The organism is Rhizobium sp. BK181 (assembly GCF_014193305.1).
Taxonomy (GTDB): domain Bacteria; phylum Pseudomonadota; class Alphaproteobacteria; order Rhizobiales; family Rhizobiaceae; genus Rhizobium.
In genome coordinates, this window is record NZ_JACHZA010000009.1 from 137,825 (window position 1) to 152,782 (window position 14,958).

Below are 14,958 nucleotides of genomic sequence, written 5' to 3' on the forward strand. Positions count from 1 at the left end.
CCTTTCTACTTTCATGCGCAACCAACAGGTCAGGGATCGAAGCCGATGTCACGTTTGAGCCAGCGAGAAAGATCCGGTACTGTTGCCAGCTTTCTGCCCGGCCGTCGCATCAGGACGGCGACGCACCCGACGATGCGCAGTTTGAATTTCGATCGGTGCCTTTTAGTGGAGAGCGGTGATTGGGCGCTCAGCAAAGCAATTCTTTTCATGGTGATTTCGCGGCCAATGCGCCGCGCCTTCTTCCAATGATGGGAAAGCAGCCGCGCCGTATCCAAAACTGAAATGGCCGCGCTGCGTGAAGACGCCAGACCGCGAAAGAAAATGATTGGTGACGGGCTAGCCGGACCTGGGCCGGAACGTCACTTCGATCTCAGACAACGGTGGCGTAAGGGACAAAAAGTCTGCCATTGCACGCCTCCTTCTCCGGTTCGAACGTGGCGAAAACATAATCGAAGCAGAGCCTTCACGCAAGCAGGGCGCGAACAAAAAGCCCGACGTCACGTCGGGCTCTCTGGATGCGGCAATCATCTGAAGTTCAATCTTTGCGGAAACCCTGGTTCTATCCGCCTTGGGATTGCGACAGGCCCTTGGAACGTTCGTCGTCGATCTCAAACTCAGTCTTGCGAACGCCGTCATCGATGGTTTCGGTGCGGTTCGAGGCAGTCTTTCGGATGCCAATCTCCTCGACGACACGGGCTTCCTTCTGCACGAGCGCCTCCTCATGATGCTCCTCGGCCGAAACCGTCCCATCCTTCGAAGCCGCGATCGGCGTCGGTCAGTGGGCGGTCGACTGGACGTCTGTCGACTTCAACAAGGGTATCATTCAGATTGGAAACGGAAACCAGAAACCCGCCGCGACGGAGACCTTCGGCGTAAATCGCGCGATCTTCATCAGGAAGGAAGAAATCCTCAAGCATTGGCCAGAACCGCTTACATCGGCTTCTGTCCTGACCTTCGGAAAATCGTCCACAAACCGGTCCACCGACACGCGTTGGACCTGCACGTCATCCTGCGCGGAGCTCGACTGCGACACTCGCGACGCTCGCTTCCGTCCGGGTGGTAACCGAAACACTACCCTCTCTGATGATTTCTGACGCTCCTCAACGACATCCAGTTTCCGTCCATGGTGCTGCATGTGCCACCTTTCGAACAGCAAACGGATGCGGTTCCGCATGGTCCCGAAAATTGGATGAACTGTTAGGTGGCGGACCATGGATATAGCAGCAACATGAACCTTGCGTCTTAATGCATTAGCCCTTCACAAACCGCGCGAGCACTTTCGATACGGTCTCGGGGTAATTTTCGCTGAGGAATGCCCTACGTTCTGCAGCAATGTTCTCTCAATGGCCCCAACGACCTTTGATAGAGAACTTGTGAAACGGCGGGGGTGACGCCGACCTCGTTCCCTCGAAATTAGATCGCTGGCAAGAGGCAGCTTCCTCGCTTCTTTTACTATGTCCTCAAGCACCCGGCTGTCCGGGTCAACTGACACAATGCCGATCTTGAAAGACAGTTATGGAGGTGACAGCAATCCAGTCAGGATGGTCGGACCACTGCCACACCCGTCGAATCTCGCTGATCGGACGAGCCGTCCAGGCCCCAGTTCAAGGGGCGTGTCGAGCTCAATGCATTCGAGACCCAGTCCAGCAGCGTGCATCTACAGTTGGCTGATCCACAGGCGAGCTTGGCAACCGCAGGTCTATGGCGCGGCGGGCGGTGGCGGCCAGTCCTGGTCACCGGGTGCTGAGCCGCTGAAGATTTTCCAACGCACTCACCACAAGTCAGCAGGCTTGAAACGAGATTTCGGCTGCACTCCGTCCGTCCCCTGGCGTACAGAGCTAATGCCAAGGGGAACTGTTTCTGTAATCACGCGTTTGTGATGGGCCGGCAACAGCGAGACCTCCATGAGCGAACACGAAGCGTCAAAAATCTTTTCGAAATTCTCCACTGTCATTTCTGAGTTTTCCGGCAAGCCGGTCACTTTCGTTGCGGCGGTGTTCTTGGTCGTTGTGTGGGCCGCATCTGGACCACTCTTCGGCTTCTCTGAGAATTGGCAGCTTGTCATCAACACTGGTACCACGATCATCACATTCCTCATGGTGTTTGTTCTGCAGAACTCGCAGAACCGCGATGGTAAAGCCCTGCAAGCCAAGCTTGACGAACTGATCCTGACATCTCAGGCGCAGAATAAATTTGTCGGGATCGAGAAACTCGACGAGCAGGAACTACGTGAATTGAGCCGGACCCTTTCCGAACGAGCGGAATGCGTAGAAGACAAGGCAACCGACAAAGCGCAAGAACGCAACCTTGATCAAACGCAACTTTGATTTTTTTGACCGACATGCAAGATCGAAGCTCGGAGGATGGCTCCCAGACGGTCTGTCAAACAGGATCGGGAGATCGGAGCGAACTTGTTCGGGGCCGCTTTGGCTTGCATTTGCGTAGCCCTTGGGAACCACTTCTTTGCACACGCATTTCTATCGTCAGCCGTTCCGGCATCGCTTTCTCCAAAGTGAGCGGATTTCTCCCAGTCCGCCGGAACGGCGATTGACCGTTCTCGCACCACGGCAGTCTGCTGCAGGCAGTGCCGTGAGCGCAGATCTGCTGAGGATTGTCGTCGTGCCGGAACCAGCTGTCTTTTCGAAGGTTAACGTTTCCATGGCCACCCAAGACACGTCGCAGGACCCCGGAATAGCCACCGAGATCGATCTCAGGCTTGGGAAAAGCCGCATGGCAAATGCCATCCGGACTTTCGATTGGTCGCATTCCAGTTTGGGCCCTCCGGGCACCTGGCCGCATTCCTTGGTCGTCAGTCTGCGTTTGGTGCTCAATACGACGCAGCCGATCTGCTTGTGGTGGGGAACCGACCTGATCAATTTCCACAATGACGCCTATGCACCAATGCTCGGAGCGAGAGCCCCCGGCGCGCTCGGCCAGCCGGCGCGGAAATTGTGGCCGGATGTCTGGGACGACGTCCACCCTTTGGTCCAAGAAGCACTCGCCGGGCGTTCTGTCCGCAGGGAGGAGCTGCCATTGCTTATGACGCGCAATGGCTATGAAGAGCCAACCAGCTGGAGCTTTTCATACTCCCCAGTCTTCGATGACGACGGAACCGTCGCAGGTATAATGAATATCGTGGTTGAGGCGACGGAGCATGTCCTTCTACGCCAGCGGCTGAGGCAGGCGCTGGAGGAGGCGCGGGAGCATATCCGCGTCCAGAGCGAGCTCGAGCATCGCCAGCGTGAGCTGCAGTCCGAACTTACGCACCGGATGAAAAACACGATCGCAATAACGCAGGCTGTTGTCTCCCAGACGCTGAGAACCGCATCGTCTACACAGGAGGCGAGCGAAACGATTAGTGGTCGCCTGATTGCAATGGCAAGGGCTCAGGACCTCCTGCTTCAGGGCAGCACCTCCAGAATGGGCATTCGTTCTATTATCGACCGTGCTCTCGACGGTCATGCAGATGGTGATGGCAGATTTTCCATAGAGGGACCGGATCTTTTGCTGGAAGGGCAGCGCGCCCTCGGACTTTCGCTTGCCATACATGAGCTCGCAACAAACGCAGCCAAATACGGGGCGCTGTCTTCTGACAAGGGCGTTGTCCATATGCAATGGGTATTGGAAGGCAGCCGTTTCAGGTTTGAATGGAAGGAAAAGGATGGACCACCACCGAAACCTCGCGACCGAACCGGATTTGGGTCGCGACTGACCGAAAGGATCGTTGCCTCGTATTTCAAGGGCACCGGGCAAACCTTATTCGAGCCAGATGGCATTCGCTTCGTTCTCGATGGATTTCTCGAGAACGTCGAGAGCAATACGCATGGCTTTCACGCGCTCTAGACTAGGTACCAGGCCAGAATGACCGCAGCTATTTCGCTTCTAGTCGTTGAGGACGAGCCCCTCCTACGGCTTGACATTGTTGATTTCCTGACGGACGAGGGCTTCATCGTCTGGGAGGCAGATAATGCAGCCAAGGCGATGGATACCCTCGTTCACCATCAAGAAATCAGGCTTGTCCTGACCGATGTTGACATGCCTGGCGCAATGGATGGCATCAAGCTTGCCACCTACGTCAGGGATCGGTGGCCGCCTCTGAAAATCATCGTCGTTTCAGGCTACCGAACGGTCCACAGAGATGAGATCCCTCCAGAAAGCCGTTTTGTGAGCAAGCCCTACGACCCGCGACAGATTGTCAGGACAATCCGTGAAATGCTGGCTTAGAGCAGTGGTTTTCTTTGCGAAACAGTGTGGTTCGATGTTCTCAGTCAGCTACGGCAGCACAATCAAAAGTACGATCATGATAGCGGCGGTCAGCAAGCAAAGTACATCAAGCCCAACGGTCACGATATCAGACGCGCGACGTCGTCTCGATCGCTCGAACGTGGCGGCAATGCCCGCACCCATGAAGCTCATGACAGCGACTATACCCAGCACTAGCGGTAAATGGGCTGTTTCCATCTCTAACCTCCCTTCTCTGGAAACCCCAAACCAGAATAAGGGCTCTAGGTTCCTTCGCCTACCACGGAGCAAGCTGCGCTGGTGGATGGCGACTGTCGTTGGCTGCAGATGAACCGAAGAGTGCCTGGCCGATCTGAAGCGAGGCTCGCCTTGCAAAGCCGAGATGGCGTCCGCGGAGAAACATGTTGGCATTGTTAGCCACGCCCCCCGCTGAAGTGCTCGGCGTCGCCTGTTCGCCTGAAAGAAACCTGCGACCAGTCGATGTTGATCGTGTTTCTTCATGGAATTGGCGCATGGGGGCGCAGCTGATGCTTTGGCATCCTCGTGGCGCCCCCACCTCCCGCATGCTCGGTGTTTGGCGGCCATGAGTGGTTCAGCGTAGGAGGAAATCCATTGGACCCGGACCGCATATGCGGGCTGCCCGGACGCGGTTGGACGATTTGATAAACGAAATCATTCACCGAGAAGGGTTTTTGTGAGCTGTCTGCACCGCACTGCATTCGTTGGGTGTCGCAAGCCGCAATCGTTGCACTCGATGGTCTTGCGTTTGGCCGCTGGAAAATCGGTGCATTGATCTCAGGAAGATTGAGCTCCAAGGGATTCAGCAGCGCAGACCCTACTTACCGCGCAATCCTGTCGAGTGACTACGGACCGCCGCGACAATTGCCATTTCGCCGGAGGAACCCGCAACGCGGCGCAGAAAACGTGTGTCGTTGAGATCAGCAGCAAATAGGTGATCACGGCCTTCACCTCCGCCAGACTGTAGAATGTTCGATGGCGAAGGCCGCCCAACAGCCAGCGCGCGACGATGCGAACCGCCGCCTCTACTCGAGAACGGCGTGGCCGCGTCGGCACGACGGCGCTCCCATAATGCGCCGCATTTCCAGCGGTCAAATGCCACGGCCCATGGAACCGCTAGCTTCCGGATTATTCACTATCGCCCCGTTGCTTGAGACCATCTGAGAGATTCTTGACGCGCGGATTGGCGTTGGTCTCACCTTGGGAATCCGGTGTTTTGTCAGGATCATCCTTGGCCGGCAAATAGCCGCGCGGTTTATTTTCTCGAGGGCCTTCCCAACGCGGTGACTGGTCAGTCGTACCTGGTGTTCCGTCTTTAGGGGTGTTCATTCCCATTGTTCATCTCCTTTGATCCCTGTAAAACAAACCAGAGAAGCTTCGGTTCCTCTCATTATCGGTCTGTCTGCTCGCAAGTTTGTGGCATCGAGACAGGATCAATACGCTCACTACAATCTTAAATGGCAGAGGTCTCCAAGGGGGCGGGGTTTGGGTTCCACAGCTATCGACTGTTTGGGGTCGATCACGGAACCAAACAAGCGCGTCGCAGTTGGGTTCCAAGGAGAGGGGTATATCTTCTCTCGTCGACGCGTTGTTAGCTTTGCGGGAACGAATGAGTGCCCTCTCAACATCCATGTCATGGGTTGGCCGTATGCCGAGCAAGGTTGCAATAACTGTCCTTGTGTTCGGTCTCGTCGCCGTTTTCTGTCTCGTTACTTGGAACTTCACGAAAGCCGTCCCAACGTTTCTGCCTGGTGACGAACGGCTTGAAGGGGGTGATGAACGGCGCGGCGCCCTGGTCTTTGCCGCGGCCAGTTGTTCGTCTTGTCACGCTACGCCGGGGCAAACCGACCGTCATAAGCTCGGAGGCGGCCTAGCGCTTGCCTCGCCGTACGGTACTTTCCGTGCCCCGAATATATCCTCGGATCGCACTGACGGTATAGGCTCTTGGTCTGCATCCGACATCGGGAATGCATTGGTGGTCGGAATATCGCCTGACCGGGAGCACTACTACCCAACGTTTCCCTACACTAGCTATACCGGCATAACGCTGGCGGATCTCAGAGATCTCATTGCTTATATGCGCGTTCTTCCACCTGTGACGGGACGCCCGCCGCCGCACGACATTCCGATCCTACTGCGGTTCCGACCTTTTATCGCGTTCTGGAAGCTGCTCTACTTCATCGAGGGACAAACTCAAGGCGAAAAAAACGGAGATGCTTTACACGATCGCGGCGGCTACCTCGTGGAGGCACTCGTACATTGCGCCGAATGCCACTCGACACGAAACGTTATGGGCGCGATCCAGCCTTCAACGCGCTTTGCCGGCGGCCCAGACCCCGAAGGAACGGGCTTTGTTCCGAATATCACGCCAAGCAGGATAGGAAGCTGGACGGAAAACGATATCGCAACAATGTTGGCGACGGGAGAAACACCTAACCACGGCCGTGTCGGCTCCTCAATGGCAGACGTAGTCGAAAATACATCAACCCTCCCGGAAACCGACCTACAAGCGATTGCCCGCTACATCAAAAGCCTCCCATCTCGTCACACCCCCAAGCCCTGATTATTTGCCGTAGAGGTACGCCGAAAGATGCCGCGCCTCGGCCTCCGTCACGCCGGTCGCTGGCATCGCGGACTGCGGTGAAAAGCGCTGCGGCGATACAATCCAGGCCGTAAGATTGTCTGGCGTGTTGTTGATGACACCGCCAATATAGACCTGCTGGGACAATTGCTCCAAGGGAGCCCCTACTTTTCCATCTGCTCCGGGAACACCAGAAATGGTGTGACACCCACCACACCCGTACCGACGGAAAATGGGCAATGCGAGCGTTGAATCGCCGCCTGTAAGTGCCTCGGCGATCGTTTGTCGTTTTGATTGTTCCTTGAACGCATTTGTCAGGTATCCGACAAGCAACACTGCAGCGACCATTCCGGTTATTGCCGCGAGTCTATACGACATCAAACCCAGGGGCATCCTTTCCTCCCTTACCCGCCCTATGGATCCAGATGGCCATCAGCCAGAGCGCAGCGCCCCCATAGATCAGTCCCCCTGGTACCCACATTATGGCGCCCGCGAGTTGCTGATCCTCCAGCGGGGTCATCCCCCAGTGAGGGGCCGAGCGCGTTTGGACAACATAGAGGACGCGTGGGGCAAAGGTGATCAATGCGCCGAGCATGGTCGTATGCATCATCGTGACGAAGAGGTGCCAGGCTGCGGCACCCCCGTCGCAACGCCAGATGACGGCCCACCAGAAAAAAACCCCCGTCAGGAAAAAACTCAGATGCTGCAAGCGGTGGACCAGGGGACTTGTAACCGCAGGATCGAATAAGGCAGGCACATGCCAGCTCCAGATCGCCAGACCATGGAGGACAGTCGCGACGAAGGGTACGGTTAGTAATCGCCAGCCAGTCTGAAGAAAGCGGGTGACAAGGACCTTTCCGACGAGATGGCGCAATCGGCGCGGCATGCCCCACATCAATGATCCAATCGGCCTTGCCAGCACAAGACATGGTGCTGCAACGATCATGACCAGCTCATGTTCAACCATATGAACCGAAAAAAGGTGTTCACCGAGCTCGTGTAGAGGTGAGACCAACGCAACGACAAGGGTCGCGAGGCCTGCCCAGAAGAGCGTTGCTTCCCCCAGGAGCCGATACGAGCCGCGAGGTCTGCGACTTGTGAGGGCGAAGACGCCAGCGCTGTAGAGGAGAACGAGAATTGTCAACGGCACCATAATCCACGGATCGATGGGCCACGGTGCAACCGTATGCTGGTCGGCGTCATGCGCCACCGCAAAGTGCGGGTTGATGAAGATAAAGATCGCTATTAGTGCACGCATGGGTCTAACAGCACGGCAGCTGCCCCCTGCAAGATGAGCGCAAATGTAAAACTCATGCCTAGAAGCACTTCGGATCTGCTGCCAAAGATGCCAATGCGTGACGTCGCCCGCCTTCTCAAAGCGATCGTTGTCGCGATTGAGATTGCCACGATCGCCAACGCCGCGAGGAGCGTCCAATCCGTGCCCAACTGACAATCCCTGTACGGAAGTAAGAGGCCGAGCTGGGTGTTAAGCGCCCATAAAAACGGAGGCAGAACGACGAGACGGTGTCGGAGTGAAGATGATGTCATAGACGTGGAACCCAATAAATACAGCCGTAAATCGGCAACCAAATGAGGACCACGAAGTTCCAGTAAAGCGCGTTGTCCTGGACGTCGCCGAAGCGGCGCGTGTTGTTCCCGTGCCGAGTGAACATCAGACAAGTGAGGACGACAGTATCTGCGAGGTCCGTTACAATATGGGTGGTGTGCAGGCCGAGAAGTGTCCACACGATCGACCCGTAGGCATTCTGGTCCCACATCGTATGAAGGGCGTAGAATTCGAAGACGCGAAACGGCAAGGGGATAATTCCAAGAATAGTCATCAAGATCAGACCAATTTGCACACGCCGTATCTGTTTTCGCTCAGCCCATCGTGAGAGAAGAACATTCGGAACAACGCTTGCCAGAAGGATGGCTGTCAACCAGGTGCCTGCCTGGAGATCGGGCGGGGGCGCATCAATCGGCCATACCGGCGCGAGGCCCATCAGGTAGAAGTAGACAGCGATCCCTAGCGCAAATCCGGTCCCTTCGATGAGCATGAATGCACAGGTCGCCCACCACGTGGGGCTAGCCATCCCCATCCCATGAAGGGGCAAGTTGGACGTGTCGAGTACAATACGATCCCTCACGCCTCGTCCTCCGGATCTCCCTTTGGCCAGAACCATCCGATTAAGGTTACCACGATCGGTATCGCGCCCCAGATGATTGCCCAGGGGGAGAAGATCGACCAGATCAGCATGACAGCAGTCGCAACAGCGGTCCAAAAGGGCCATAGTGAATTTCGTGCCGACGATTCCCGTGCCTCAGGCGCGGCATCCACCACTCGTGTTACCAGAAGTTCGCGACGGTCCACGCGAAGCCCGGCCGCGACAGGCAGAAGATCCTGGTCAGCTGATAGTGGAGCCAAGCTGTTGACCACGGGGATGCGGCGGAAATTAAAGGCTGGGGGAGGCGACGACGTCGCCCATTCCAAAGTCGTCGCGCTCCATGGGTTTGGCCCGGCTAACGACCCCATTCGCCAACTGCACACCATGTCAACAAAAAAGATAAAAAAACCGGCAGCCAGGACGACAGAACTAAAACTGATAAAGAGATTCAGCCCCGCCCAAGGCAGCTCCGGCTGATAAGTGTAGACCCGTCGGGGCATTCCCGCTAGGCCGAGAATGTGCATCGGAAAAAAAGTAAGATGAAAGCCGATGAAGATGAGCCAGAACGCCCACCGTCCGAGGCGTTCGCTCATCATGTGGCCGGTCGCTTTGGGATACCAGTAATAAATGGCTCCGAGCAATGGGAAAACTGCGCCACCGATCAGCACGTAGTGAAAGTGTGCTACGACAAAGTAGGTGTCATGGACTTGCGTGTCCAAGGGAACGGAAGCGACCATCACCCCCGTCAGCCCACCCATCACGAAGGTCACTATGAAGCCGAGAACAAACAGAAAGGGCGTCTTGAATACGGGCTTTCCGGCCCAAAGGGTTGCAAGCCAACAAAAAATCTGAACGCCGGCTGGCACGGCAATTGCCATGCTGGAAGCCGTAAAAAAGCTTTCTCCGACCCTTGGCAGGCCAACGGTGAACATGTGATGCACCCAAAGACCGAATGACAAAATTCCGGTCGCAATCAACGCGGTGACCAAAGCCAGATAGCCAAACAATGGCCTTCCAACGAATGTCGGCAAAATCGTGGAAACCATGCCGACAGCAGGAAGGAAAATGATGTAAACCTCGGGATGGCCAAAAAACCAGAACAGATGCTGCCAAAGAAGCGCGTCGCCCCCTTTGGCCGGGTTGTAGAACTGCGTTTCAACCAGCCTGTCCAGTATTAGTGTTGAGCTGGCGAACATGATCGCAGGCATCGCCATGATGATGAGGAACGACATGACGAGCATCGCCCAGACAAGGACGGGAATTCGGTCCAGCGACATTCCCGGTGCCCTCTGCTTGAAGACGGTAGCGACGATCTCTACAGCGACAGCGAGTGCGGCAAGCTCCGTGAAGGTAATCATCTGCGCCCAGAGATCGGCTCGCTTTCCGGGGCTGTATTGCGGGCCGGCGAGCGGGACGTAGGCAAACCATCCGACATCAGGCGCTGTGTCTAGCGCAAATGACAGCCAGAGCAGGATGCCACCAAACAGGAATATCCAATACGAGAACGCGTTCAGGCGAGGGAAAGCAATGTTTCGCGTTCCGACCATGAGAGGAACAAGATAGACCGCCATTGCCTCCATGATCGGGACGGCAAAAAGGAACATCATGTTCGACCCGTGCATCGTGAAGATCTGATTATACCGGTCAGGGCCGATGTAGCGCGCCTCCGGCCGCGATAGCTGAAGGCGCATCGCAAGTGCCAGGATTCCCCCAAGAATGAGAAACACAAAGGCGGTGACGACATAGCGTCGCGCGATGATCTTGTGATCCACGGTCGCTAGAATGCCCCTTACACCAGAAGGAGAAGCCCATGTTCTGGCTAACCGCGATTCCAGATCTGCGTCACTGAGGTCGATATCTGTCAAGGCTCGCTGATCACCGGTCATTTCAGGCTTTCCATATAGGCTGAGACGTGTCGCAGCTCATCGCTTGTCAATGGAACGAGTGGCATGTTATTCCCTGGCTTTATTGTCTGAGGGTCTGCTATCCATGCGGCAAGCGAGCCGCGTGTGGTCTCGAGCACGCCAGCAGCAATTGTCTGCCGGCTACCGACATGGGTCAGATCTGGACCGCTTGTTCCAGCCGCAGGCGTTCCCCGAACCGTGTGGCAGGCAGCGCAGGACTTGTTGTTGAACACGGTCTTGCCTGCATCTGCCTCCTGCATACTTGGTTCGATTGCTGCTGCTGCCTGATTGACTTGCCACCGTTGGAAGTCGGCCTCCTCCTGTGCTATCACGAGCAAGGCCATGTGGCCGTGCTGCAAGCCACAAAACTCCGCGCATTGCCCGCGATATACCCCTGGTCGCTCTGCTCGAAGCGTCAGGAGGTTGCGGCGACCAGGGATCAAATCCAGTTTCCCAGCGAGACTTGGTACCCAAAATGAGTGGATCACATCCATGGATTCCAGCTCCAGCTGCACGTCCTTCCCGACAGCGACATGAAGTTCGTTGGCGGTCTGAAACAGCGTCGCGCCGTTCTGGTCCTTGTAGATAAACTGCCACCACCACTGCTGTGCCTTGACTGTGACAAAGTCGGCGGGATGCCCAGGGGCATCCAGCGCCCGCGTCGTGTAGAAGCTGGTTAATGTGAGTGCCGCGACGATGACTACCGTCGCAGTTGCCGCTGCCTGAACGGATATTGTCATTCTACGGGTGTTAACGCTGTCGTCTGGGATCTGTCCTCGGCGAAGCAGGGCCCACACAAGAAAACCCGTCACCGAAATCCAGATCACAGAGCAGATAATGACCATGACGATGATGAGCTGTTGAAGGGCAATGGCGGCGTGGCCATGGGCATTGAGTGCGGCCTGGTTTCCGCTACAGCCAGCGATAAGGAGCAGAAGGGCGGCCACGAAGAGGGCGTTCACGGAGATGGTCCCTGGTCGGGTCTCACCGGTGTCGGCCCCTCATCGAAAAGGATTATCGCTGGCGCGCGGTTTTCTGCTGGTCGATTGGTCTTGTCATCGTTGCGGCTGGGAGCCACAACGCTGGGAGAATAGGCCCCAATTGACTTCACGTAGCCGGCCAGCTGCCAGATTTGAACGCTCGTCATCTTGCCCTTGAACGCTGGCATACCATGCGGGCGCCCGTCTCGGATGGAGGCAACGATCGATATCATCGAAGGCCCGTAAAGCCACCAACCATCGAGAAACGATGGTCCATTCTTTCCCTGGCCATCGCCATGGCACTGCGGACACCCGAACCACGCATAGAGCCGCTTGCCCTGGCTCAGATTATAGGCCGTGCTTTCATAGGGCTTGCCCATTTTAAAATAGACCTCAGGCGGCGTGCCCCCGATGTTGTTCGGCATCAAACGAAGATGGTCAAGCGCTGCCGCCGTCGGGGGATCAGCACGGAATTGACGGGGCTCTCTCGCCCATCCGATAAAAGTTGCAGCGCCGCAAAGGCAGAAGAACCCCGTTGTAGCAGCGATCGTTGTGGTGATGCTCGACATGGCCTCCCGCCAAAAATCGATAAGACTTACTCAACAGGTACCTTGTCCGATCGACTGAGCCGGATCGGCAGCAGCTTGTAGGACGGCGTCTTCGCTCTCGGGGCGTGATGGCCCAGCGGAAACAGCGGATTTGCTTCGGGGTAGTAGGACGCACAGCATCCTCTGGGAATGTCGTATTCGACGATGCGGAAGCCCTGGATGCTGCGAACAACTCCCGGTTCAATCGCCGTTGTCATGTCGACGAACTCACCTGGTTTGAATCCAAGCCGCTCAATATCTTCCCCGTTGAGAAAGACAACCTGTCTTGTTCCATCAACACCACGGAACCGGTCGCTGTATCCATAGATGGTCGTGTTGAACTGGTCGTTCGAGCGTAGCGTAGCAAGATTGAGTACCTTGTCGTCGACGCTGCTGATGTCGAATTCGGGAAAGAGGCGGGAAGGCGTTATGAAGTTTGCCTTCTTGTTCGCCGTGACCCACTTTCTCTCCCTAGCTGGAACAGGTCGCGCGAAGCCCCCAGGTTGAAACAGCCGCTCATTGAATTTCTTGAAGGTTTCTGGATAGGTATTTTCGATAGCATCTCGGATCAATGAATAGTCTGCGACCCATTCGTCCCAGGGGACGATACCCCTCGTTAAAGTAGCCTTCGCCAGCCCTGCAATGATAGCTGGTTCGGACAAGAGATGAGGACTGGCCGGTTGGACGCGTCCTCTTGATCCGTGGAAATGGGCAACGGAGCTTTCCATTGAAACAGCTTGGGGGCCCGTGGCTTGTTGATCGATCTCAAGCCGTCCGAGACAAGGTAACAGATATGCAATTTCGCCGTGAATCAGGTGACTTCGGTTGAGCTTGGTTGCGATCTGCACGGTTAGACGAAGCTTCGGCCAGGCGGCCTCCATTATTTCTGTGTCTGGAACGGCCCGGATGAAGTTGCCTCCGAGGCTCACAAAAGCCCGGCTCTTTCCCGACAGTACGGCCTCACAGACGTCCACGGTGCTCCGCCCCTCCCATCGCGGAGGATCAAAACGGTACAGTTCCGCGAGCTTGTCTAGGGGAACTAGGGCCGGCTTTTCGGTAATCCCAACTGTCCGCTGACCCTGGACGTTGGAGTGGCCCCGCACGGCGCAGATGTTGGCACCGGGTTTGCCGATGTTGCCCCGAAGAAGCGCGAGATTTGCGAGCATATGGACGTTTTCAACGCCCATTACCTGCTGAGTAAGCCCCATTCCATAGACGAGCACGACCGCGTCCGACTCTGCGTAAGTTCTGGCAGCTGCGATCATTTGCTCGCGTGTAAGTCCGGAAGTCCCCTCCAGGTTATCCCAGGAATGCGCGCGGGCTGCCGTTGCGAATGCCTCGAAACCAGAGGTGTGCTCTTTGATGAAATCGTGATCGAGTACATGCTTCTTGTCTGCTGCAGTCATCGCTGCGGCGAAGGCGACAGCTGCGGCGCTTTCGCTCCTCGCCTCTCCATCGGATCCTGCAACCTTGCTCAAGCCGAGGCTCTGCTTGGCATCGTCGGCCTCGATCAACGCCTTGCACACTCCAAACAATGCTGCGATGTCGCCGCCATTTCGGACCTGATAATACTCACTCGAGATCGGGGTTTCGGACCCGGTAATCATCTCGCTTGGGGCCTGAGGGTTGATGAAGCGTTCCAGGCCGGGCTCTCTCAACAAATTGAACGTGACAATCTTAACGCCGCGATGCACGGCATCCTGAAGATCGTGCAGGAGTCTTGGCGACGATGTGCCGACATTTTGCGCTATGTAGAAGATACAATCGCAGTTCTGAAAGTCTGAGAGAACTGCCGTGCCGACGGTGGCGCCAATACTTTCAGGCAGCCCAACAGACGTGCTCTCGTGGCACATGTTCGACGAATCCGGCAGGTTGTTACTGCCGAAGATACGAGCAAAGAGCTGGTACATGTAACATGTCTCCAGCGAAGCGCGGCCAGATGTGTAGAAATCAACCATTTCCGGGGCAATCTGCTTCAACTCACGACCAATTTCGTCGAATGCGGTGTCCCAGGCCACCGGAATGTATTTGTCAGAGGCGGAATCCCAGCGCATCGGATGGGTAAGGCGACCTTGCTCCTCGAGGTCGTGATCCAACCAAGTCTCGAGTTCGCCAAGCGTATGCGCGGCGAAAAAGGTTTCGTCTGCGCGCTTGCTGGTGACTTCCCAAGCGGTTGCCTTCGCGCCGTTCTCGCAGAATTCCAGCGGGTGTGTTTTCGCCGGCTTTGCCCAGGCGCAGCTTACGCACATATAGCCTTCGGGTTTGTTCTGGTGCCTGAGCAGCGACGGTCCGGACAGCGGGATATGTTCCCGCAAAACGATCTCCGTCACTGACTTGGCTGAGCCCCATCCACCGGCCGGGCCGCTGTCGAAGCCAATATGAGGCTTATCCTGGGGGCGAGAGGTCATGGGACATGGCCTTTAGGAACTGAAAAAGAACGCTCGTGAGCATTCCCGCTGTCCAGGGCTGATTCCTCCTCGG

Annotated in this window: 15 protein-coding genes and 1 pseudogene; 4 read left to right on the top strand and 12 right to left on the bottom strand. The window is 56.3% G+C overall.

Features of this window, described 5'->3' with window-relative positions:
- Positions 1-29: 29 nt before the first annotated feature.
- On the bottom strand, positions 30-275 hold the full coding sequence (locus FHT77_RS20155; protein ID WP_183756683.1) for a hypothetical protein: 246 nt from the start codon (positions 273-275) through the stop codon (positions 30-32).
- A 284-nt stretch (positions 276-559) separates the two neighbouring features.
- Positions 560-709: a DUF2382 domain-containing protein gene (locus tag FHT77_RS20160; RefSeq protein ID WP_405049519.1), complete on the bottom strand. Its 150-nt coding sequence runs from the start codon at positions 707-709 to the stop codon at positions 560-562.
- Positions 710-1,904: 1,195 nt separating this feature from the next.
- Between FHT77_RS20160 and FHT77_RS20165 the strand changes: the two genes are divergently transcribed.
- From FHT77_RS20165 to FHT77_RS20175, 3 genes are all read left to right on the top strand, one after another.
- Complete coding sequence (locus tag FHT77_RS20165) at positions 1,905-2,327, top strand: low affinity iron permease family protein (RefSeq protein WP_183756684.1); 423 nt, start codon at positions 1,905-1,907, stop codon at positions 2,325-2,327.
- Between the two features lie 262 nt (positions 2,328-2,589).
- Positions 2,590-3,843 (top strand): sensor histidine kinase, encoded by a 1,254-nt coding sequence (locus FHT77_RS20170; RefSeq protein WP_259186086.1) that lies wholly within the window; start codon positions 2,590-2,592, stop codon positions 3,841-3,843.
- Between the two features lie 18 nt (positions 3,844-3,861).
- Complete coding sequence (locus FHT77_RS20175; RefSeq protein WP_183756685.1) at positions 3,862-4,224, top strand: response regulator; 363 nt, start codon at positions 3,862-3,864, stop codon at positions 4,222-4,224.
- Positions 4,225-4,272: 48 nt separating this feature from the next.
- Here FHT77_RS20175 and FHT77_RS20180 read toward each other — a convergent pair whose 3' ends face one another.
- From FHT77_RS20180 to FHT77_RS20190, 3 genes and pseudogenes are all read right to left on the bottom strand, one after another.
- Positions 4,273-4,461 carry a hypothetical protein gene (locus FHT77_RS20180; protein WP_183756686.1) on the bottom strand — a complete coding sequence of 63 codons (189 nt, stop codon included), beginning with the start codon at positions 4,459-4,461 and terminating at the stop codon, positions 4,273-4,275.
- Positions 4,462-5,149: 688 nt separating this feature from the next.
- Positions 5,150-5,349: pseudogene (locus tag FHT77_RS20185) on the bottom strand (IS21 family transposase); the annotation flags it as partial.
- Positions 5,350-5,388: 39 nt separating this feature from the next.
- Positions 5,389-5,595 (bottom strand): hypothetical protein, encoded by a 207-nt coding sequence (locus tag FHT77_RS20190; protein ID WP_183756687.1) that lies wholly within the window; start codon positions 5,593-5,595, stop codon positions 5,389-5,391.
- A 313-nt stretch (positions 5,596-5,908) separates the two neighbouring features.
- Here FHT77_RS20190 and FHT77_RS20195 point away from each other — a divergent pair, with 313 nt between their 5' ends.
- Positions 5,909-6,823, top strand: coding sequence for a c-type cytochrome (locus FHT77_RS20195; protein ID WP_405049522.1), 915 nt, complete (start codon positions 5,909-5,911; stop codon positions 6,821-6,823).
- Here the strand turns inward: FHT77_RS20195 and FHT77_RS20200 are convergent, their stop codons facing one another.
- The 7 genes from FHT77_RS20200 to FHT77_RS20230 form a co-directional block, all read right to left on the bottom strand.
- Positions 6,824-7,189, bottom strand: coding sequence for a c-type cytochrome (locus FHT77_RS20200; RefSeq protein ID WP_246719956.1), 366 nt, complete (start codon positions 7,187-7,189; stop codon positions 6,824-6,826).
- Between the two features lie 19 nt (positions 7,190-7,208).
- Complete coding sequence (locus FHT77_RS20205; protein WP_183756688.1) at positions 7,209-8,099, bottom strand: cytochrome c oxidase assembly protein; 891 nt, start codon at positions 8,097-8,099, stop codon at positions 7,209-7,211.
- 286 nt (positions 8,100-8,385) lie between these two features.
- Entirely contained in the window at positions 8,386-8,988 is a 603-nt protein-coding gene (locus FHT77_RS20210; protein ID WP_183756689.1) for a heme-copper oxidase subunit III, read from the bottom strand.
- Positions 8,985-10,892 (bottom strand): cytochrome c oxidase subunit I, encoded by a 1,908-nt coding sequence (ctaD, locus tag FHT77_RS20215; RefSeq protein WP_183756690.1) that lies wholly within the window; start codon positions 10,890-10,892, stop codon positions 8,985-8,987. The genes FHT77_RS20210 and ctaD overlap by 4 nt, the downstream gene beginning before the upstream one ends.
- A complete protein-coding gene (coxB, locus tag FHT77_RS20220; protein ID WP_312859762.1) occupies positions 10,889-11,857 on the bottom strand; it encodes a cytochrome c oxidase subunit II in 969 nt (322 codons plus the stop codon). The genes ctaD and coxB overlap by 4 nt, the downstream gene beginning before the upstream one ends.
- Positions 11,858-11,868: 11 nt before the next feature.
- On the bottom strand, positions 11,869-12,459 hold the full coding sequence (locus FHT77_RS20225) for a c-type cytochrome (protein WP_183756692.1): 591 nt from the start codon (positions 12,457-12,459) through the stop codon (positions 11,869-11,871).
- Between the two features lie 26 nt (positions 12,460-12,485).
- Positions 12,486-14,885 (bottom strand): FdhF/YdeP family oxidoreductase, encoded by a 2,400-nt coding sequence (locus FHT77_RS20230; RefSeq protein WP_183756693.1) that lies wholly within the window; start codon positions 14,883-14,885, stop codon positions 12,486-12,488.
- Positions 14,886-14,958: the final 73 nt, after the last annotated feature.